This is a genomic window from Xanthomonas sp. CFBP 8443 (assembly GCF_025666195.1).
GTDB lineage: Bacteria > Pseudomonadota > Gammaproteobacteria > Xanthomonadales > Xanthomonadaceae > Xanthomonas_A.
This window is the reverse complement of the sequence record NZ_CP102592.1, coordinates 337,112-356,379: the sequence shown is the minus strand read 5'-3', so window position 1 is coordinate 356,379 and position 19,268 is coordinate 337,112. Positions and strand designations below refer to the sequence as shown.

At 71.7% G+C, this 19,268-nt stretch carries 22 protein-coding genes; 7 read left to right on the top strand and 15 right to left on the bottom strand.

The genetic code is table 11. The features are described 5' to 3' along the window. Nucleotides 1–103 precede the first annotated feature (103 nt). From NUG20_RS01420 to NUG20_RS01405, 4 genes are read left to right on the top strand one after another with little or no spacing between them, the layout of a single operon-like run. On the top strand, nucleotides 104–1,303 hold the full coding sequence (locus NUG20_RS01420) for a beta-ketoacyl-[acyl-carrier-protein] synthase family protein (RefSeq protein ID WP_263398591.1): 1,200 nt from the start codon (nucleotides 104–106) through the stop codon (nucleotides 1,301–1,303). Between the two features lie 8 nt (nucleotides 1,304–1,311). Next, complete coding sequence (locus NUG20_RS01415; RefSeq protein ID WP_263396695.1) at nucleotides 1,312–2,088, top strand: beta-ketoacyl synthase chain length factor; 777 nt, start codon at nucleotides 1,312–1,314, stop codon at nucleotides 2,086–2,088. Beyond that, nucleotides 2,085–2,903 (top strand): glycosyltransferase family 2 protein, encoded by an 819-nt coding sequence (locus NUG20_RS01410; RefSeq protein WP_263396694.1) that lies wholly within the window; start codon nucleotides 2,085–2,087, stop codon nucleotides 2,901–2,903. The genes NUG20_RS01415 and NUG20_RS01410 overlap by 4 nt, the downstream gene beginning before the upstream one ends. Continuing rightward, a complete protein-coding gene (locus NUG20_RS01405) occupies nucleotides 2,900–4,525 on the top strand; it encodes an NAD(P)/FAD-dependent oxidoreductase (protein WP_263396693.1) in 1,626 nt (541 codons plus the stop codon). The genes NUG20_RS01410 and NUG20_RS01405 overlap by 4 nt, the downstream gene beginning before the upstream one ends. A gap of 132 nt (nucleotides 4,526–4,657) precedes the next feature. Here the strand turns inward: NUG20_RS01405 and NUG20_RS01400 are convergent, their stop codons facing one another. The 3 genes from NUG20_RS01400 to fabG form a co-directional block, all read right to left on the bottom strand. Further along, on the bottom strand, nucleotides 4,658–5,590 hold the full coding sequence (locus NUG20_RS01400) for a hypothetical protein (protein WP_263396692.1): 933 nt from the start codon (nucleotides 5,588–5,590) through the stop codon (nucleotides 4,658–4,660). A 15-nt stretch (nucleotides 5,591–5,605) separates the two neighbouring features. Beyond that, nucleotides 5,606–5,824, bottom strand: a complete 219-nt coding sequence (locus NUG20_RS01395) for a hypothetical protein (protein ID WP_263396691.1) — start codon at nucleotides 5,822–5,824, stop codon at nucleotides 5,606–5,608. Nucleotides 5,825–6,103: 279 nt separating this feature from the next. Beyond that, the gene (fabG, locus tag NUG20_RS01390) at nucleotides 6,104–6,841 is read right to left on the bottom strand and encodes a 3-oxoacyl-ACP reductase FabG (protein ID WP_263396690.1); all 738 of its coding nucleotides are present in this window, start codon (nucleotides 6,839–6,841) and stop codon (nucleotides 6,104–6,106) included. 200 nt (nucleotides 6,842–7,041) lie between these two features. Between fabG and NUG20_RS01385 the strand changes: the two genes are divergently transcribed. Then, nucleotides 7,042–7,410, top strand: a complete 369-nt coding sequence (locus NUG20_RS01385) for a tetratricopeptide repeat protein (RefSeq protein WP_263396689.1) — start codon at nucleotides 7,042–7,044, stop codon at nucleotides 7,408–7,410. Between the two features lie 43 nt (nucleotides 7,411–7,453). Here NUG20_RS01385 and NUG20_RS01380 read toward each other — a convergent pair whose 3' ends face one another. The 11 genes from NUG20_RS01380 to xanC form a co-directional block, all read right to left on the bottom strand. Further along, nucleotides 7,454–8,023 carry a hypothetical protein gene (locus NUG20_RS01380; protein WP_263396688.1) on the bottom strand — a complete coding sequence of 190 codons (570 nt, stop codon included), beginning with the start codon at nucleotides 8,021–8,023 and terminating at the stop codon, nucleotides 7,454–7,456. A gap of 38 nt (nucleotides 8,024–8,061) precedes the next feature. Beyond that, nucleotides 8,062–8,505 (bottom strand): hotdog family protein, encoded by a 444-nt coding sequence (locus tag NUG20_RS01375; protein WP_263396687.1) that lies wholly within the window; start codon nucleotides 8,503–8,505, stop codon nucleotides 8,062–8,064. Further along, complete coding sequence (locus tag NUG20_RS01370) at nucleotides 8,502–10,868, bottom strand: MMPL family transporter (RefSeq protein ID WP_263396686.1); 2,367 nt, start codon at nucleotides 10,866–10,868, stop codon at nucleotides 8,502–8,504. Before NUG20_RS01370 ends, NUG20_RS01375 begins: the two co-directional genes overlap by 4 nt. Next, nucleotides 10,865–11,086, bottom strand: coding sequence for a hypothetical protein (locus NUG20_RS01365; protein WP_263396685.1), 222 nt, complete (start codon nucleotides 11,084–11,086; stop codon nucleotides 10,865–10,867). The genes NUG20_RS01370 and NUG20_RS01365 overlap by 4 nt, the downstream gene beginning before the upstream one ends. Then, on the bottom strand, nucleotides 11,083–11,304 hold the full coding sequence (locus NUG20_RS01360; RefSeq protein ID WP_263396684.1) for a hypothetical protein: 222 nt from the start codon (nucleotides 11,302–11,304) through the stop codon (nucleotides 11,083–11,085). Before NUG20_RS01360 ends, NUG20_RS01365 begins: the two co-directional genes overlap by 4 nt. 97 nt (nucleotides 11,305–11,401) lie before the next feature. Continuing rightward, nucleotides 11,402–12,049 carry a LolA-related protein gene (locus NUG20_RS01355; protein ID WP_317852733.1) on the bottom strand — a complete coding sequence of 216 codons (648 nt, stop codon included), beginning with the start codon at nucleotides 12,047–12,049 and terminating at the stop codon, nucleotides 11,402–11,404. Next, nucleotides 11,973–12,947, bottom strand: a complete 975-nt coding sequence (locus tag NUG20_RS01350; protein WP_263111449.1) for a lysophospholipid acyltransferase family protein — start codon at nucleotides 12,945–12,947, stop codon at nucleotides 11,973–11,975. The genes NUG20_RS01355 and NUG20_RS01350 overlap by 77 nt, the downstream gene beginning before the upstream one ends. Next, nucleotides 12,944–13,231, bottom strand: coding sequence for an ApeI family dehydratase (locus tag NUG20_RS01345; RefSeq protein WP_263396683.1), 288 nt, complete (start codon nucleotides 13,229–13,231; stop codon nucleotides 12,944–12,946). Before NUG20_RS01345 ends, NUG20_RS01350 begins: the two co-directional genes overlap by 4 nt. A 12-nt stretch (nucleotides 13,232–13,243) precedes the next feature. Continuing rightward, complete coding sequence (locus tag NUG20_RS01340; RefSeq protein WP_263398589.1) at nucleotides 13,244–13,993, bottom strand: lysophospholipid acyltransferase family protein; 750 nt, start codon at nucleotides 13,991–13,993, stop codon at nucleotides 13,244–13,246. Nucleotides 13,994–14,046: 53 nt separating this feature from the next. After that, entirely contained in the window at nucleotides 14,047–14,778 is a 732-nt protein-coding gene (locus tag NUG20_RS01335; RefSeq protein WP_263396682.1) for a COG4648 family protein, read from the bottom strand. After that, nucleotides 14,753–15,022, bottom strand: coding sequence for a xanthomonadin biosynthesis acyl carrier protein XanC (gene xanC / locus NUG20_RS01330; RefSeq protein WP_003470209.1), 270 nt, complete (start codon nucleotides 15,020–15,022; stop codon nucleotides 14,753–14,755). Before xanC ends, NUG20_RS01335 begins: the two co-directional genes overlap by 26 nt. 129 nt (nucleotides 15,023–15,151) lie before the next feature. Here xanC and NUG20_RS01325 point away from each other — a divergent pair, with 129 nt between their 5' ends. Further along, nucleotides 15,152–16,519 (top strand): NAD(P)/FAD-dependent oxidoreductase, encoded by a 1,368-nt coding sequence (locus NUG20_RS01325; protein ID WP_263396681.1) that lies wholly within the window; start codon nucleotides 15,152–15,154, stop codon nucleotides 16,517–16,519. Continuing rightward, nucleotides 16,516–17,526, top strand: a complete 1,011-nt coding sequence (locus NUG20_RS01320) for a chorismate transformation FkbO/Hyg5 family protein (RefSeq protein ID WP_263396680.1) — start codon at nucleotides 16,516–16,518, stop codon at nucleotides 17,524–17,526. The genes NUG20_RS01325 and NUG20_RS01320 overlap by 4 nt, the downstream gene beginning before the upstream one ends. 298 nt (nucleotides 17,527–17,824) lie before the next feature. Here NUG20_RS01320 and NUG20_RS01315 read toward each other — a convergent pair whose 3' ends face one another. After that, entirely contained in the window at nucleotides 17,825–19,186 is a 1,362-nt protein-coding gene (locus tag NUG20_RS01315) for an AMP-binding protein (protein WP_263396679.1), read from the bottom strand. Nucleotides 19,187–19,268 lie beyond the last annotated feature (82 nt).

Sequence of the window (19,268 nt, the reverse complement as noted above, 5' to 3'; positions counted from 1 at the left end):
TCAGCGCGGCGTGCGCTTCACGGCTTTGCGGACCGCGCCGATATACTCCTGCGATCCCTCCTCTACGGAATATCGCGTGACCGAAGCGCCCCCGTCGCCCCGCATGGCACCCGTCGCAATTCGTGCGTACACCGCGACCACCGCGCTCGGCAGCGGACTGCAGGCCCAGGCCTCGGCGTTGCGCAACAGCCGCAGCGGTCTGCGCCGCAACGATTTCGGCGCGCAGCCGCTGCCCTGTTGGATCGGCCGGGTGGACGCGCTGGAGACCTTGCCGCTGCCGCCGGCGCTGGCCGCATGGGAATGCCGCAACAACCGCTTGGCGTGGCTGGCGCTGCAGCAGGACGGCCTGCGCGAGGCGGTCGCCGCCGCCGCGCAGCGCCACGGCGCCGAGCGCGTGGCGGTGGTGATGGGCACCTCCACCTCCAGCATCGGCGCCAGCGAAGAGGCCTATACAAGGCTCGACCAGGACGCCGAGGGCGCGTGTTTTCCCGCGGACCTGCAACGGCCGATCGTGCACACGCCGCATTCGCTCGGCGATTTCGTGCGCGAGGCCACCGGCCTGCGCGGCCCGTGCATCACCGTCGCCACCGCCTGTTCGTCCAGCGCCAAGGTGTTCGCGCAGGCGGCGCGGCTGATCGCCGCCGGGGTGGTGGATGCGGCCCTGGTCGGCGGCGTGGACACCTTGTGCGGCAGCGTGCTGTTCGGCTTCAACGCATTGCAGTTGGTGTCGCCGGAGCCGTGCCGGCCGTTCGACGTGCGCCGGGTCGGGCTGTCGCTGGGCGAAGCCGGCGGCTATGCGCTGCTGGAACGCGCCGACGCGGCCGATGCGCCGCCGGCGCTGGCGGTGCTGCGCGGCTACGGCGAATCCAGCGATGCGCACCACATGTCCGCACCGCACCCGCAGGGGCTCGGCGCGCGCCTGGCGATGGGCGCCGCGCTGCGGCGGGCCGGCGTGGACGCCGCCGAGGTCGGCTACCTGAACCTGCACGGCACCGCCACGCCGGCCAACGACAGCATCGAGGCCGCCGCGGTGGCGGCGCTGTTCCCGGCCACCCTGCATGCCAGTTCGACCAAGGCCTGGACCGGGCATACGCTGGGCGCGGCCGGCATCGTCGAGTCGGTGTTCGCGCTGCTCGCGCTGCGCGAGGGCCTGCTCCCCGGCACCCTCAACAGCGACCAGCCCGATCCCGAGTGCGGTCCGCAGATCCGCTTCGCCAATGCCCACGCACAGGTCCGTTACGCGATGAACAATTCCTTCGGCTTCGGCGGCAACAACTGCTCGCTGCTGTTCGGCCGCGCATGAGCACGCCGATGTTGACCGCGACCATCGAAGGCATCGGCTTCTGGACCACAGGCCTGCCGACCTGGGAGGCGGCGCGCGCCTTCGCCGCCGGCAGCGGCGGCACGCTCGAAACGCCGGCGCGGCCGGCGTCGCAGCTGCTGGCGGCCAACGAGCGGCGGCGCGCGCCGGATACCGTGGCGGTGTCGCTGGAAGTGGCGCTGGCCGCGTGCCAGGACGCCGGCCGCGATCCTTCCACGCTGCCGTCGGTGTTCACCTCCACCCATGGCGACCTGGCGATCACCGACTACATGTGCGCCACGCTGGCCGACGATCCGCTGGCGATCTCGCCGACCAAGTTCCACAACTCGGTGCACAACGCCGCCGCCGGCTACTGGACCATCGGCGCCGGCGCCACCGCCGCGGCGACCGCGATCAGCGCGCACCAGGCCAGCTTCGCGCAAGGCCTGCTGGAAGCGCTGTCGCAACTGGCCGCCGGCGAGGCGGCGGTGCTGCTGGCCGGCTACGACAGCCGCGCGGTCGGCCCGCTCGGCCGCGTCTCGCACAGCGAAGGCCTGCTCGGTGGCGCGCTGGTGCTCGGCGCCGCGGCGCTGCCGGGCAAGCCGCGCCTGCGCGTGCACCTGGGCGACGGCCCAGCCGACGTCGGCAACGGCGCGTTAGCGCGGCATGCCGCCGGCAACGCAATGGCGCCGATGCTGCCGCTGTTCGACGTACTGGCCGCCGGCGCCGGCGGTTGCGTGCTCGACGCCGGCGGCGGCCGCTGCCTGGTCGTGGAGCTGACGGCATGAGCCGCATCCCGCTGCGCGCCGACGAGGCCGCGATCCTGATCCCGGCGCTGAACGAATCGCTGCGCATCCGCGAAGTGGTCGGCGATGCGCTGGCGCACTGCCCGCGGGTGATCGTGGTCGACGACGGCTCCGACGACGGTACCAGCGACTGCATCGCCGATCTGCCGGTGACGCTGATCCGCCATCCGCAGCGGCGCGGCAAGGGCGCCGCGCTGCGCAGCGGCTTCGCCGAAGCGCAACGCCAGGGCGTGCGCGCGGTGATGACGATGGACGGCGACGGCCAGCACAGCGCCGCCGATTTCCCGCGCCTGCTGGCTGCGGCCAATCGCCATCCCGGCTGCGTGATCGTCGGCGCGCGGCTGCGCAAGCGCGCCAGCCAGCCGACCATCCGCCGCATCGGCAACGACTTCGGCGACTGGGGCATCGCCTGGGCCTGCGGCTTCCAGCTGGTCGACAGCCAGAGCGGGCAGCGCCTGTACCCGCAGGCCGTGTTCACCCTGCCCGACGTCCCCGGCGAGGGCTTCGTGTTCGAGGCGCAGCTGCTGATCTCCGCCGCGCGCCAAGCCGGCGCGCGGGTGGTCGCGGTGCCGATCGAGACGCGCTATGCCAACCCGACCTGCCAGTTCCGCAAGAGCCATTTCCGCCTGGTCCGCGACCTGTGGAAGATCACCTCGCACGTGGTCGTGCAGGTGTGCAAGTACGGCCACGTGCTGCGCGAATACCGCCGCGTCCGCGCCAACCCGGTGCTGATCGACGACACGGCCGGCGAGTTTTCCAAGGTGCCCTCCCCTTTCGGCAAGGAAGAAACGACATGAACGAGCGGCATGCGGACGTGGTGATCACCGGTGGCGGCCTGGCCGGGCTGACCCTGGCCCTGCAACTGCGCCAGCGCGACCCCGACCTGCGCATCAGCGTGCTGGAACGGCGCGTGCACCCGGTGCGCGAGGCCGCGTTCAAGGTCGGCGAATCCTCGGTGGAGATCGGCGCGCACTACTTCGCCAACGTGCTCGGCCTGCGCGAGCACCTGGAAACCGAACAGATCCGCAAGTTCGGCTTCCGCTTCTTCTTCTCCGAGGGGCGCGAGGACATCGACCGCTGCACCGAACTGGGCGTGAGCCAGCTGCTGCCGACGCCGTCGTGGCAGATCGACCGCGGCCGCTTCGAGAACTTCCTCGGCGAGCGCGCACGCGCGCTGGGCGTGGAATTCATCGACGGCTGCACGGTGCGCGGCATCGACCTGGCCGAGGACGACGCCGACCACCAGGTGCGCTACGAGCGCGACGGCGCCGCCGCCACGCTGCGCGCGCGCTGGGTGGTGGACGCCAGCGGCCGCGCCGGCCTGCTCAAGCGCAAGCTGGGCCTGGCCCAGGACAACGCGCACAACGCCAATGCGGTGTGGTGGCGGGTGGACGGACTGGTCGACCCCAACGGCTGGTCGCAGGACAGCGCCTGGCTGCAGCGCTGCACGCCGCCGGACCGCTGGCGCTCGACCAACCACATGTGCGGGCCTGGCTACTGGTTCTGGCTGATCCCGCTGTCCTCCGGCGCGCATTCGCTGGGCATCGTCTGCGATGCGGCGATGCATCCGCTGGAGACGATGAATACGCACGAAAAAGCGATGGCCTGGCTGCACGAGCACCAGCCGCAGGTGGCGCGCACGCTCGAACAGAGCCAGCACGCGCTGCAGGATTTCCTGTTCCTGCGCAAGTTCTCCTACGGCTGCAAGCAGGTGTTCTCGGCGCAGCGCTGGGCGCTGACCGGCGAGGCCGGGGTGTTCCTGGACCCGTTCTATTCGCCGGGCAGCGACTTCATCGCCATCTCCAACACCTACATCTGCGAACTGATCGGGCTCGAACGCGCCGGCCGCAACATCGCGCCCTACGCCGAGCTGTACCAGCAGCTGTATTTCTCGTTCTACGAGAACACCCTGACCCTGTACCAGGACCAGTACCCGTTGTTCGGCGATGCGCAGGTGATGCCGGTCAAGGTGATCTGGGACTACACCTACTACTGGGCGCTGCTGGCGCCGCTGTACTTCTCCGACCGCATCGCCGACCTGCCCATGCTGGGCCGGCTGCGCCCGGACTTCACGCACGCGCGCCAGCTCAACCTGGGCATGCAGGCGCTGCTGCGCGACTGGGGCCGCCACAACGACGCGCAGGACCGGCCGCAGGCCGATGGCCGGCTGCTCGACCAGTACCTGATCGGCTGGTTCCACCAGCTCAACGCGGCACTGCGCGACGAACTGGACGACGCGGCGTTCCTGGCGCGGGTGCGCGAGAACGTCGCGCGGATGGGCTGGCTGGCGCGCGAAGTGCTGGACCAGGCGCGCGCGCAGCATCCGCAGATCGACGACCACGGCCTGGACGCGCTGCTCGCCGATACGCTGGACGGCGAGAGCTCGCTGGCCGACAGCTGGTACGCGCGCGCCGCGTGAGGTCCGCGCGCCGTGCCGGGACGGCGCAGGGTCCGGCGATGGAGACCGGCGGCGCCCGCCACGTGAAGCGCCACGGCCTTTGACCGTCGCTCTACCGGCACTCGCCGCGTCGCGCGCGGGCGACAGGCGCGCTCACTCCGCGTCGGCGGTGCGCGGGCGCGGCGCTTGCGGCGCGGCGTCTGGATCCGATTCGCCCTGCTCCGCCTCCGCCGGCTCGCTGCCGAAGCGATCGAACACGTCCGGATCGAACAGGCTGGCATTGGCGATATCGCCGGTGGAGATCACCTTCGCCGCCGGCAGCTCGGAACCGGAGAAGATGTCCTCGGAGTAGTTCTCGGTCACCACCACCCGCAACGTCTGCGCATCGCGGTAGCCGCTCCACACCGGGATCAGGCGCAGGTACGGCGAGGCGTCGGCGCGCAGCGGCGGGATCCATTCCAGCCAGCCGGCATAGACCTTGCGATCCTTCAGCGACAGCAGCACCGGCACCGGCGCGAGCAGGCCGTCGCTGGTCTCCAGCGCGTCCAGGCGGTCGGCCGGGTGCGCCTCCGCCCCGGCCTGGTCCGACGCCGCGCGCGGCGCCAGCAGGCGCGACAGCCAGCGGCCCAGGCGCAACGGCGGATGCCACAGCATGCGCAGCGCCAGTTCGGCGACGAAGCCGCGGGTGCGGACCTGCTCCACGCGCAGCACGCTGAGGAAGAACAAGCGCTCCAGACTGTTGTAGGTGCCGGTGCCGTACAGCCACAGCGCCGCCTCGTCGCGCGGCCAGAACCAGTTGATCCACACCCGCAGCGCCAGGCAGATCAGGAAGGCGAGCAAGGCGGTACCGATGCCCGGATACGGCGCGACCAGATGCAGCAACTGCCAGGCCTCGCGGCCCCACGCGGTGGCCATCAGCAGCACCGCCAGCACCCGCGCCGCCGCCAGCGCGACGATGCCGACCAGCGCCGAGGCCATCAGCAGCTGCTCCTTGCCCTGGCGCGAGGCCCAGTAGGAGGTGATGAAGGTGAAGTTGACGAACAGATAGCCGCCGATCAGCGGCAACAGCAATTGGTTGAAAGGCATTCCTTGCCCCTGCGGCTATTTGGCGCGCTTGGCCTCGACGCGGCCGCGCACCGTGCGCGCCACCTTGCTCACTGCCTGGCGCCCGGACTCGCTGTTGAAGAACGCCTGCAGGTCCACGCGCACGCCCGACCCGGTGAACACGGCGTAGGTCCGGTCCTTGAGCTGGGACACGGTCGCGACCGTGCCGCCCGGGACCCGGCTGGGGCGCTTCTTGGTGGCAGGCACGGCGGACATGGCCCGACTATAGGCCCGCCCCGCCCGCATTCCAAGTGCCGCGCCGCCAGGGCGTGCCATCCATTCCCGAGTAGGTCGCGTTGGGTCTGTCAGGTCGCCAGCCGGTGCTGCGTGGCGCAGCGCCTGACCGGCGGTCAGGTCAAGCCGCGCGGTGCCGGCTGGCGGCCTGACAGGCCCAACCCGCAGGGCCACGCTTGCGCGTGCACGCTGCCGCGTCAGCGCTGGCGTGAACACGCATGCACGGCAGTGGCGCGAGCTGCTCGGGATGGATGACACGCCCTAGCCCATGCCGCCGTTGATGCCGATCACCTGGCCGTTGACGTAGCCGGCCGCGTCCGAACACAGGAAGCCCACCAGCGCGGCGACCTCCTCCGGCTTGCCGGGGCGGCCGGCCGGCACCAGTTGCTTGATCGCCTCCGGCGCGAACGCCTCGCCGGCCATCGCACCCTCGATGACCCCGGGCGCGACCACGTTGACGCTGATCCCGCGGCTGGCCATCTCCCGCGCCAGCGATTTGCTGGCGCCGTGCAGCGCGGCCTTGGCCGCGGCGTAGTTGGTCTGCCCGCGATTGCCGAGCACCGCCGCCACCGACGAGACGCTGACGATGCGGCCCCAGCGCGTGCGCGCCATCGGCAGCAGCAGCGGCTGGGTCACGTTGAAGAAGCCGTGCAGCGACACGTCGATGACCCGGTGCCACTGCGCCGCGCGCATCCCGGCCATCGGCGCGTCGTCGTGGATGCCGGCGTTGTTGACCACCACCTGGATCGGCCCGGCCTCCAGCAGCGCGGCCAGCGCCGCGGCGCTGGCATCGGCGTCGGCCACGTCGAACGCCACCGGCTCGGCGCTGCCGCCGGCGGCGGCGATGTCCTGCACCACCGCCGCGGCGCGGGCCAGGTTGCCGTTGGCATGCACGATCACGTGCAATCCGTCGGCGGCCAGGCGCCGGCAGATCGCCCCGCCCAGGTCGCCGCTCCCGCCGGTGACCAGGGCCCGGCGTTTCGTCGAAGGATCGGTCATGCGCACGTGCTCCGTATTGCGTCGTTGCAGGACGCAACATCGTAGAACACGGCGAGGGCCTGGTCAGTAGCGGGCAACGCGCCGGCGCGCGCAGGCGGCGCAGCGCTTTGCCAGCACGATGGCGGCGGACGTAGCATGCCCCGCGACCGCGCCAGCCGCGCCTGTCGCGATCGACGCACGCCACTTTCAGGAATCACCCGATGAACGCCCTCCTTCGCGCCCGTTCGCTGGTGCAGGCGATCTACCAGCAACCGCAGCGCTGGGACGCCAACCTGGCCGAGGCGGAAGCGCTGCTGCGCGACGCGCTGCGCACGCAGCCGCACGATCCCGAGCTGCTGACCGGCCTGGGCACGGTGCTGTGCGACCTGGGCCGCCACGACGAAGCGGCATCGGTGCTGCGGCAGGCGCTCAAGCGCGGATCGCGCGACCGCAACACTTGCTTCAACCTCGGCGTGGCCTTGCGCAACGGCGCCGGGCGCAGACACGCATCGCTGTATTTCGCCAAGGCTGCGGCGCTGCAGGCCTCGCCCCGGTCCTGGGAGGCCTACTTCGACGCGCAGGCGCAGTGAGCAGCCACGCGCGCCGCTCGATGCCGACCGGCCGGATGCATCTTCATTTGCTGCCGAACAGCTTCTGCATGCTGGCCGCCGCACTCTTCACACGTTCGAACGCGACGTCGTTGTCGACGCGCAAGTCCTCCGGCAGCGCGGCGTACTCCATGCATGCGTGTTCGGCGATCGCCCCGCGCAAGTGCGCGATCACGCGGAATACCAGGTGGTCCATCCGCCAGCAGATGGACGGTTCGACACCCGAACGCCGATCCGCGCGCGCCGGATGGCTATGCCCTCCGCTCCAGATGTCCGTTCCGAAAGCGAATTGGATCTCCTCGTAGCGGGAGTCGGATCGCGTGTATCGGGGATCGCTGAAAAGGATCTTCCAGCGTGGCAGGGCCGAGAAACGCAGGCTGCAGAAGATCGGCCTGAACAGCCGGCGCGACGTATCCACCTGGGTGATGGATGCCGGGATCCGCGTATGGAAATCAGCGAACACCTCGACCAGATGACCGAGCGCGGGCGGCATGAACTCGATGTAGCGCGCGATCACGAAGCCCGGCGCATCGGCGGCATCGAGGGCGGGAATATAGAAAAGATCGCCCGGTTTCGGTGCTCTCAGCGCCTTCATGGGATGTTCCCAGCATGCATGCTCGGTGGTGCGCGCCGCTACGCCGCGCCCAGCATCACCGTGGCGCGGCCTTCGGCCAGCAGCTGCGCGCCATGCACGATGCGGAAGCCGTACTGCTGGCTGTCCTCGGCCTGCAGCAGCACCTCGGCCTCGCACTCGATCGCCTCCGGCAGGTCGTGCAGATCGCCCACGTGCAGCTGCACGCCGCGCAGCGCGACCAGCATGCCCGGGCGCACCGGCTTGCCGCTGGCGCGGCCGAGCAGGCCACCGTGCACCGCCATCGCCTGCGCGCCGTACTCGCACAGGTGCAGCGCGCGCAGGCGGCCGCCGCTGCGCAGCGGATGCCCGGGTTCGCGATGCGCGTGGCTGCGCAGCACGATGCGCTGCGCGTCCCAGGCGACCACTTCTTCCCACAGGCACATCAGGCCCTGGTGCGGCACCAGCGCCGCGATCGCGGCGCGTCCGCGCGCAAGCGCGCTCATGCGGCGTGCTCCCGGTGCGCCACGGCCGGCGTATCGCTGGCGGTCTCGCGCGAGATCAGCAGCGCCAGCACGAAGTTGAACAGCACGCCCAGCGCCACGGTGCTGCCGATCGCGCGCAGCACCGGGATGCTGGACGCGGCGAGCAGCGCGAACACCAGCAGCGTCATCAGGCTGCACACGATCAGCGCGTGCAGCGTGCGCAGCTGGTCGGCGCGGTCGTCGCCGGCGTGGTCGAAGAACAGCGCGTAGTCCAGGCCCAGGCCGGCCGCCAGGATCAGCGCGATCAGGTGGAACAGGTTCAGTTCGACTCCGCAGCCGCGCAGGATCGCCAGGATCAGCAGCGTGGTCAGCGCCATCGGCAGCAGCACCCGCGCGATCCGGCGCGGCGTGCGCAGCGCGATCGCCACGGTCAGCGCCAGCAGCAGCGCGGCGATGCCGAGCGCGCCGAGCACGCGCCCGCGATAGGCGGCGACCAGCGATTCGGACGCGTCCTTGAGGTCCAGCAACTGCGCGCCGCTGCCCTGCACCGCGCCGGCCAGCAGAGCCGGATCGCGCAAACCGGTCAGCGACACCAGCGCGGTGGCGTGGTCGGCACGGTCCAGCAGCAGGCCATCGACGGTGGTCGCCAACGGCGTGCCGTGCAGGTCGCGCGCGGTCAGCGGCGGCGCGCTGCGGGCGCGCGCCAGGTCGGCCAGGAACGGGGCAAAGGCGTCGGCACGGAACGGCGTGGCGGCGACCGCGGCGGCGGTCAGCGCCTGTGCCTGCGCCGCGTCGGGCAATGCCGCCTGGCGCCGCTGCTGGGTCGCCGCGCTGGGCAGGTAGCGCGCGGCCATGTCGTAGCCGGCCAGTTCGCCGCGCGCCACCAGCGCGTCCAGGCGCGGACGCAGCCGCTCGGAGGCGGCCAGCGCGGCGTCGGCGGACGCGGCCGGCAGCGCCAGCACGTAGCGCACGTCCGGCGCGCCCAGTTCCTGGCGCAGGTGCGCGTCGCGGGCCAGGCCGTCGGCCGGCACCGGAGTCAGCTTGGACAGGTCGTTCTGCCAGAACGGGCCCGGCGCGAACGCGATCACCGCCGCCGCGACCAGCGCCAGCGGCAGCAGCGACCAGCGCGGCCGCGGCAGGCGGGCGATGCCGCGCCATAGCCGCGCCAGCGCCGGCGAATCGGCATGGTCGCGCGGCGAAGGATCGATCAGCGCCGGCAGCAGCAGGCGCGTGGTCAGCGCCGCCACCAGCAGCCCGGCGATGGTGAACACCGCCAGCTGGCGCAGGCCGTCCACGCCGGAGAACAGGAAGGTGACGTAGGCGATGCAGGTGGAGACCACGCCGGTGGCCAGCGTCGGCCACAGGTGGCGCGCGTTGGCGCGCGGGTCCAGCCCGGGGCGTTGATGGCTGAACAGGTGGATCGGATAGTCCTGCACCACGCCGATCAGGGTGAAGCCGAACGCCACGGTGATGCCGTGCACGCCGTCGAACAGCAGCGCCACCGCGCCCAGTCCGGCCAGGCCGGCGCTGGCCAGCGGCAGCACGCCGAGCACCGGGATCTTCCAGCTGCGGTAGGCGACCAGCAGCAGCACGACCAGGCCCAGCGTATCCAGCACGCCGATCCACTGCGCCTCGTTCTGGGTGCGTCCGCCGATCTCCACCGAGAACGCGCCGGGCCCGGTCAGGATCAGGCGGCTGCTGCTGCCGGCACTGGCCTTGGCGAAGGCGGCATGGATCGCATCCACCGCCCGCTGTTGCCCGGTCGGATCGAAACCGGCGGCACGGGTCTGCGCGACCAGCAGCGCGTCCTTGCCGGCGCGGTCGAACCAGACGCCTTCGCGCTGCTGCGGGCCGCCGGCCGGTTGCAGGCTTTCGGCCAGGTGCAGCACTTCCAGGGTCGGGTCGCGCGGCAGCAGCGGCTCGACCATCGCCGCAGCCGGCGACCCCAGGTCCTGCAGCCGCGCCTGCAGCGCGTCGGCCAGCGTCGCCGCATCCAACGGGTGCGCATCGAAGCTGTCGCTGAGCAGGTAGCGGTAGGCCAGCAGCCGCTCGGGAATCGCGTCCAGGCCGGCATCGGCGCCGTTGGCGACCAGCTCGAAGGTGTCGCGCTGCGCGGCCAGCTGCGCATGCATCGCCTGCGATTGCCGCGCCAGCGTCGCCGCATCGGCGCCGGACAGCGACATCAGCAGCAGCCGCGAGCCCGGGCCTTCGCCGAGTTCGTCGAGCAGCAGTTTCTGCGCGGGGGTTTGGGCTTCGGGCATGAACTTGCGCAGGTCGCCCGACACCTGCAGCACGTTGCCCAGCCACCAGCCGCCGCCGGCCAGCAACGCCAGCCACAGCAGCGCCAGCGAGATACGTGCTTTCGAACTCAGTTGGCGTGTCATCGATGCGACCACGCAAGCGCCCACACGTCCAGATCCGGGGCCGCGGGCGCGGCATCGGGCGATACGAACCGCCTCCTGCTACCGCGGGCCGGCATGAACTTGCGCAAGTCGCCTGAAACCTGCAGCACGTTGCCCAGCCACCAGCCGCCGCCGGCCAGCAACGCCAGCCATAGCAGCGCCAGCGAGATACGCGCTTTCGAACTCAGTTGGCGTTTCATCGATGCGACCACGCAAGCGCCCACACGTCCAGATCCGGGGCCGCGGGCGCGGCATCGGGCGATGCGAACCGCCTCCTGCTACCGCGGGCCGGCATGAACTTGCGCAAGTCGCCCGATACCTGCAGCACGTTGCCCAGCCACCAGCCGCCGCCGGCCAGCAACGCCAGCCACAGCAGCGCCAGCGAGATACGCGCTTTCGAACTCAGTTGGCGTGTCATCGATGCGACCACACAAGAGCCCGCACGTCCAGATCCGGGGCCGCGCACGCGGCGGCGCGCGGCGCGGGCCGCCGCGCGTTATCGCAGGTGGGCGGCATCAACGCGCGTCGCCGTGGCACAGCGCGGTCAGCGCCTCGGTCTCGGCCAGGCTGGCCGCGTCGCGCGCGGCGCCGGCCAGCAGCGTGCGCTGCACGTCGCCCTTGGCCGGGGTGGTCTCGATGCAGCGCAGCTCGGCGCCGCGGCCGTACAGGCGCAGGCTGCGCACCTGCGCGGCCAGTGCCGCGTCCTTGGGCTGCAACTGCAGCTGCCAGCGTTCGCGCGTGCCGCTGCTGCTCAGCGTGTAGTGCTGCTGCAGTTGTGCGCGGTCGCCGGACAGCAGCGCGCCGAAGCCGTTCTGCAGGCCGGCCAGTTCCGGCACCCGCGCCAGCGAGAAGCGCCGCGGCGCCTTGCCGGCGCGCTCCAGGGTGGCGTCGCCGCCGCGCAGGGTGGTGGTCTCGCGGTACGGCGCGGTCACTTCGCGCACCAGGGTGGCGTTGTCCGGGCGGCGGTACTGGCCCTGCACCCGCAGCGGCGCCTTCAGCAGCGCCGAGCCGCGCAGTTCGACGAAATCGGTGCTGACCGGGGCCGGCCGCGCCAGCTTCTGCAGGATCCAGTCGGGGTCGAGCGGCTCAGGCGGCGCGGCGCACAGCGGTGCGGCGCTGCACAGCAGTATCAGCATCCACGGCAAGGTGCGACGCATCGGCATGGCGGTTGTTCCAGAAATCGTAGAAGTTGAACCAGTTGTACGGCGCGGAGCGCGTGTAATGTTCCAGCCTGGCGGCGTAATCGCGGATGAGCGCTGCCAGCACCGGCGCGCGCTGCCGCCGCGGCAGGTCCAGGCCTTCGCTGAACGTCTCGAACACAAGCTGGTAGCGGTTGCCGCCGCGGTACAGGCCGAACGCTAGCACCACCGGCACCTTCAGCGCCGCGGCGATCAGCCACGGCGAGGTCGGGAACATCGCGCCCTGGCCGATGAACGCGGCCGGCAGCGCCGGGTCTTCCGGGCGCGGGCGATCCACCAGCAGCGCGACCAATGCGCCTTCGTCGGCCGCCTGCTTGATCGCCATGACGATCGAGGTGCTGTCCATGCCGGCGTCGATGATGTTGGCCGCCAGCTGCGGGTTCAGCGCGCCCAGCAGTTCGGTCATCGCCGGGTTGTGGGCCTTGTCCAGCACCACCTTGACCTGCACGTCGGGACGCTCGGTGGCCAGCACCCGCAGCGCGTCGAAGCTGCCCAGGTGCGAGCCGAAGATCAGCACGCCGCGGCCGCGGTCCATCTGCGCGTGCAGCTGCTCCAGGCCCTGGATGTCGACCTGGAAGCGATGCATCTGCCCGCACAGCATGAACACCCGGTCCAGGATGGTGGAGGCGAAGGTGTGGATGTGCCGGGCCACGTCCAGCAGCGTGGCCGGGCGATCGAACACGCGGCTCAGGTAGTCGCGCGAGTCGCGCCGCTCCGGGCCGCGCACCAGCAGGAAATACAGGGTGATCGGATACAGCAGCAGGCGCCCGACGGCGCGGCCGCCGTAGCGGGCGATGCTGCGGATCAGCCACAGCGCGAACCGGCCGCCGCCTTCCGGGCGGTGCTTCCAGCTGGCGCTCATGGCGCCGCGCCCGCGACCAGCTCGCCGCTGACCAGCAGGTCCTCGCCGCGGCGCACGCGGAAGCGCCAGCGCGGCGCCGCCCCGTCCAGTTCCACGCGCGCCGGCTGCCCGGGCAGCAGCGGCTGCAGGAATTTCACCTGCGGCAGGCGCAGCGGCCCGCGCGCGCCGTGCGCGGCCTCCACGGCCTGCAACACGTGGTCCAGCACCACCACGCCGGGCACCACCGGGTGGCCCGGGAAGTGCCCTGGCAGGCTGGGATGATCATGCGGTACGACGAAATCCATAGGGGTAGCGACTCAGATCCTGGGTTCGAGCATGGCACGGACGGCCTGGTGCGCGCGCTGGGTCAGCTGTTGCCGGTCCAGCGGGCCATCGGCGCCGTTCACGTTGATCGGCGCGCCGATCCGCACCCGGATCACCCCGGGCCGGACCCGGAACAGGCTGGTCGACGGCAGCACCTTGCCCGCCCCGTCCAACGCCACCGGCACCACGTCCACGCCAGCATCGATAGCGGCCTGCAGTAGCCCGGCCTTGAATTCGGCCAGTTCGCCGCTGCGGCTGCGGGTGCCTTCCGGGAACAGGCACAGGTCCTGGCCCTTGCCCAGCAGGGCCGCGGCCTGGCGCCGGACCATGGCCCCGGCGCGGCGGCTGTCGCGGTCCAGGAACAGCATGCCGGTGGCGCGCGCGTACCAGCTCACGAACGGCACCTGCAGCATTTCGTCCTTGAGCAGGAAGCGCAGCGGCACCGGCAGCGCCGCGAACAGCGCGCAGATGTCGATGATCGACTGGTGGTTGCTGACGAACAGGTGGTTGCGCGACCAGTCCACCCGCTCCTGGCCTTCCACTTCGAAACGCACCCCGGCGCCGAAGAACAGCACCGGCGCCCACACCCGCGCGCCCATGCGCAGCGGCAGGCGCGGCCCGAACAGCAGCAACAGGCCCAGCGCCACGACGATGCCCACCCCGGTGAAGCTCAGGGTGAACAGCAGTTGCAAAGCGTTCCACACGGCCCAGGCCATACGCGACGGCATCCCTGCCTGCGGCATCTTCAGTTTTTCCTTGGTGATCTGCACAACCCTCTGCCCCCGCGATGCGCGCGTCAGCGCAACAGATCGCGCCAAAAGACCGGCCCCAGCCGCGCCAACCGGTGCAGGAAGTCAGGCAGATTACGGTAGGGACGCTGCGGAAACCAGCGCCCGCGCAGGAAGTACTCGCCGACGAAGAAGCCGCCGATGACCCCGTAGCCCAGCAGATTGGCGATCAGCGAGGCGTGCGCGTCGGCGATCGGCAGCGGCGAGGCCTGCCCCAGCTGCGCCAGCACCCCGCTGGGCACCGCGCACAGCGCCAGCACCAGGTTCAGCAAGGTCATGGCCGCCAGCAGCAGCGCCCATGCCAAGGTCAACCGGCGCGTGTAGCGCAGCTGCGCGGGGGTGAGCGGCAGCCCGGCCTGGCGATACAGCGCCTCGACGATGCGCGAGATCAGCGGAATGCGCCCGCGCTGCAGGCTGCGCCCGAAGAACCAGGCCACCCAGGCGGTGAACAGCACCGGCGGCGCGGCCAGCAGCAACAGCGCGTGCGGCGAGCGCCACAGCGGCACCAGCGCCGCCAGCGCCAGCGCCGCCAGCGCCCAGGCCCACGGTCGCCACCGCGCCATCGGTTCCACCAGCAGCATCAGCACCAGCGCCGCGCCGGCCAGCACGGCCAGGTCGGAACGGTGCGCGGCATTGGCCCAATGCGCCAGCGGCGAATACGCCAGCGCCAGCAGCACGCTCAGCGCCAGCGCCCACGGCGCGGCGTCGGCCGGATCAGCTGGTCTTGTTGGCTTCGACATGCGCCGACAGCGCGCGCAGCGAGGCGAAGATGCGGCGGTTCTCGTCGTTGTCCGAGCGCAGCTGGAAGCCGTAGCGCTTGCTGATCGCCAGCGCCAGTTCCAGCGCGTCGATCGAGTCCAGGCCCAGCCCGGTGTTGAACAGCGGCGCCTCCGGATCGATGTCGCCGGGCTGCACGTCCTCCAGGTTCAGGCTCTCGACCAGCAGCTCGGCCAGTTCACGTTCGGCGGCGGTTTGCGAAGACATCCAGGGGCTTCCAGGCGGTGAGGACAGGTGCGACAAGATGGTGCATCGGGCGCAGCGGCGCAACTGTCCGACCCTGGCCGGCAAGCTATCATGACGCCCGTCTTACATGTCCGCCGCAGGTTTTTCAGGATGAATTCCACCGCTCCCGCCCGCGCGCCCGCGCCCTCGCCCGCCACGCCGCAGGCCGCCGCGGCGGAAACGCCCGACGTGCTGGTGATCGGCGGCGGCCCGGCCGGCTGCGCCGCGGCGACCCTGCTGGCGCAGCAGGGCTGGCAGGTGACCCTGCTGGAGAAGGACCACCACCCGCGCTTCCACATCGGCGAATCGCTGCTGCCGATGAACATCCCGATCCTGCAACGGCTGGGCGTGCTCGAGCAGGTGCGCGCGATCGGCGTGCTCAAGCTCGGCGCCGATTTCCCCAACGACGCTGGCGGCTACAACACCTTCCGCTTCGCGCGGGCGCTGGGCGCGCAGTCCGACTACGCGTTCCAGGTGCCGCGCGCCGAGTTCGACCGGGTCCTGTTCGCGCACGCCCGCGCCGCCGGCGCCGAGCTGCACGAGGGCGTCAAGGTCGAGGCGGTGCAACTGGACGGCCAGCAGCCGCTGGTGCAGGCGCGCGGCGCCGACGGCGTGCGCACGTTCCGCCCGCGCTACCTGATCGACGCCAGCGGCCGCGACACTTTCCTCGGCAACAAGCTCAAGCTCAAGCGCGCCAACGCGCAGCACCAGTCGGCAGCGCTGTTCAGCCACTTCCGCGGGGTGGCGCGGCGCCCCGGCGAGGACGCCGGCAACATCAGCATCTACCGCCACCCGCACGGCTGGATGTGGCTGATCCCGCTGCCCGACGACGTGATGAGCGTCGGCGCGGTGTGCTACCCGGAGTACATGAAGACCCGCCAGGGCGACAGCGAGGCGTTCCTGCTGCGCACCCTGGCGCTGAACCCGGACGTGGCCGCGCGCATGCAGGGCGCGCAGCGCGTGGCGCCGGTGCACGCCACCGGCAACTACGCCTACGAATGCACGCGCATGAGCGGGCCGCGCTGGCTGATGCTCGGCGACGCCTACGCCTTCGTCGACCCGATGTTCTCCTCCGGCGTGTACCTGGCCATGCACAGCGCCGAGCGCGGCGCGGCGATGGTCGACGCGGCGCTGCGCGATCCGGCGCGCGAGGCGCGGCTGCAGCGCGGCCTGGAGAAACACCTGCGCCGCGGCCTGGACGAATTCAAGTGGTTCATCTACCGCTTCACCTCGCCGACCATGCGCGAGCTGTTCGCGCATCCGCGCAACGTGCTGCAGGTGGAAGAGGCGGTGGTGGCGATGCTGGCCGGCGACGTCTTCGACAACCGCACGGTGATCCGCCGGCTGCGCGTGTTCCGCGCGATCTACGCCATGTCCGCGGTATCGATGCTGCCGCGCGCATGGAGTGCCTGGCGCCATCGTCGCCGCCAGGCACGCGAACAGTTCCAAGGCGACACCCTGCACGGAGACAACGCATGAGCCGGCCGCACCCGCAGTTCCCGCCCCACGACCAGCGGCATCCGCAGCTGGAGGTGGACTACGTCGCCGAAACCGATCCGGGCGACCTGCTGCGCGACGAACGGGTACTGGCCGTGTTCGGCTTCGGCAACGACGCCCCGCATCACGACGATCCGCGCTACCTGCGCGTGCCGCTGCAACCGCACGGCCCGCGCATGCTCGAGATCTGGCGCACCGACGCGCCGGTGCGCAGCGGCCGCGACGGCGACATCGCCTGGGCTAGCGACGGCCGCCTGCAGTTCGGCGTGATCGAGATCGACGAGCAGACGCTGGACATCGAAGAAGCCTCGGCGCTGGCCTACGCGCAGATCACCGCCTTCGTCGCCGGCAGCGCCACCCCGCGCCTGCTGCGCATCTGGAACTACCTGGACGCGATCACCCTGGGCAGCGGCGACCGCGAGCGCTACCGCCAGTTCTGCGTCGGCCGCGCGCGCGGGCTGGGCGATTTCGACCCCAGCCAGCTCCCGGCCGCCACCGCGGTCGGCCGCTGCGACGACGCGCGGGTGATCCAGATCTACTGGCTGGCCGCCGCGCAGGCCGGCACGCCGCTGGAGAACCCGCGCCAGGTCAGCGCCTACCGCTATCCGCGCCAGTACGGCCCGCAATCGCCGAGCTTCGCCCGCGCGATGCTGCCGCCGGCCGGCAGCGACATGCCGCTGCTGCTGTCCGGCACCGCCAGCGTGGTCGGCCACGCCTCGATGCACAGCGGTCAGCTGATGGCGCAATTGGAGGAAACCTTTGCCAACTTCGACGCACTGCTGGCCGCCGCACGCAGCCACGCCCCCGACCTGCCCGCGCAGTTCGGCGACGGCACCCGGCTGAAGGTCTACGTCCGCGAAGCGGCCGACCTGCCGCTGGTCGCCGACGCCCTCGACGCCCGCTTCGGCGACCGCGTCCCGCGCCTGCTGCTGCACGCAGTGATCTGCCGCAACGAGCTGGCGGTGGAGATCGATGGCGTGCATGGCTGAGCCGGCGCGCGGCTGACGGCGCCAGCGCCGCAGCCGCGGCCTAGCGGATGCTCGACAAGGGGCACCGGGCCGCGCAAGACGTTCGGCTACGCCCCATGCCGGCGTTCACGACAGACCGTGCTCCCGGCGGCAGCGACGCTCGACGCGATGCGGAAAACTCGGTTGCAGGCGCGCTTTGCCGTTCACGTTGGCGCGCATCCTGATCGCATGTAGCGTCGCAAGGCCACCGACGGTGGCCGACACCGATCCTCTGCGCGTGGATGCGGCAGGCCACAAGGCGCGCCATCGGCGCCGCCCCTCAGCCCTCGCGCTCCCCCGCCAACAACGCCAGCAACCGATCGCGCGGCAGCTTGCCGGTTTCGTTGCGCGGCAGGGCGTCGAGCTTGCGCAGCCGGCGCGGCAGGAACACCGGGTCCAGTTCGCGGCGCAGCGCGGCCAGGATCGACGCCTCGTCCAGGGTGGGCGCGACCACCACCGCGGCGATGCGGCCGACCGCCTGGCCGGATTCGGGCTCCAGTTGCAGCATCGCGCCGTCGACCACGCCCGGCAGCGCCAGCAGGCGCCGCGTCAGGTCGGCCAGCGAGGCGCGCTTGCCGGCGATTTCCAGCAGGTCGGCCTGGCGCCCGCGCACCTGGAAGCGGCCGTCGGCGTCCACCTCCATCAGGTCGGCGAGCAGGACCGGTTGCGACAGGTGCGGTGCGTACACCAGCGTGCCGTCCGGCTGCGGCAGCACGCGCACGCCGGGCAGCGGCGTCCACTGCGCATCGCGCGCCGTGCGGCGGCTGGCGAACACGCAGGTCTCGGTGGACCCGAACATCTCGCGCACTTCGCCGCCGAAGCGGGCCTCGGCGGCCGCGGCCAGGTCCTGCGCCAGCGGCGCGGTGGCCGAGACGATGCCGGCCAGCGGCGGCAGCGCCACGCCGGATTCGACCAGCGCGCGCAGATGCACCGGCGTGGTCACCAGCAGCCGCGGCGCCGGCACCTGCGCCAGCGCGCGCACCACGTCCTCGGGGAAGAACGGCCGCCCGGCGTGCACCGCCAGCGGCGTCACCAGCGGCAGCAACACCGACAGCTCCATGCCGTACATGTGCTGCGGCGGCACCGTCGCCACGACCTGCGGGACGGCGTCCGCCGGCCACAGTCCGGTCAGCGCCAGCAGGTCCTGGCGGGTGCTGGTCAGGAAGCTGCCCCAGGTCTTGGGATTGGGCTTGGGCGCGCCGGTGCTGCCGGAGGTGAAACCGATCGCGACCAGCGCATCGTCCGCCAGCTGCGGCATGTCGCCGTCCAGGCTCGGCAGCGGCTCGGGCAATTGCCAGTAGTGCGGCGGCGGCTCGGCCAGCGCCAGGTCGCCCAGGCAGTAGCTGTCGGCATGGCTGCGCTGCACCTCGGCGACCACCGCCGGCGCGCGCGAGGACGGCAACAGCGAGGTCTGCCCGCGCAGCGCCACCGCGCAGAACGCGACCATGAAGCGGTAGCGGTCCTCGCACAGGTTCAGCGCATGCCGGCCCGGCGGCAGCACCGCGGCCAGGCCGCGCACGTGGCCGAGGAAAGTGGCCAGATCGATGTGCTGGCCGCCGGCGTAGGCCAGCGCGCGGTGCGCCTCGCCGACCGCGAGCGGATGCAGCAACGGCGTGGAAACAGGGGCAGGAACGGCAGGCATGCGTGGCGACGGCTCGGCGGGCGACTGGCCCGCAACGGCAGCGGGTCACGTAGCTTGGCCGCCGCCATCGTCGCTGGCAAGC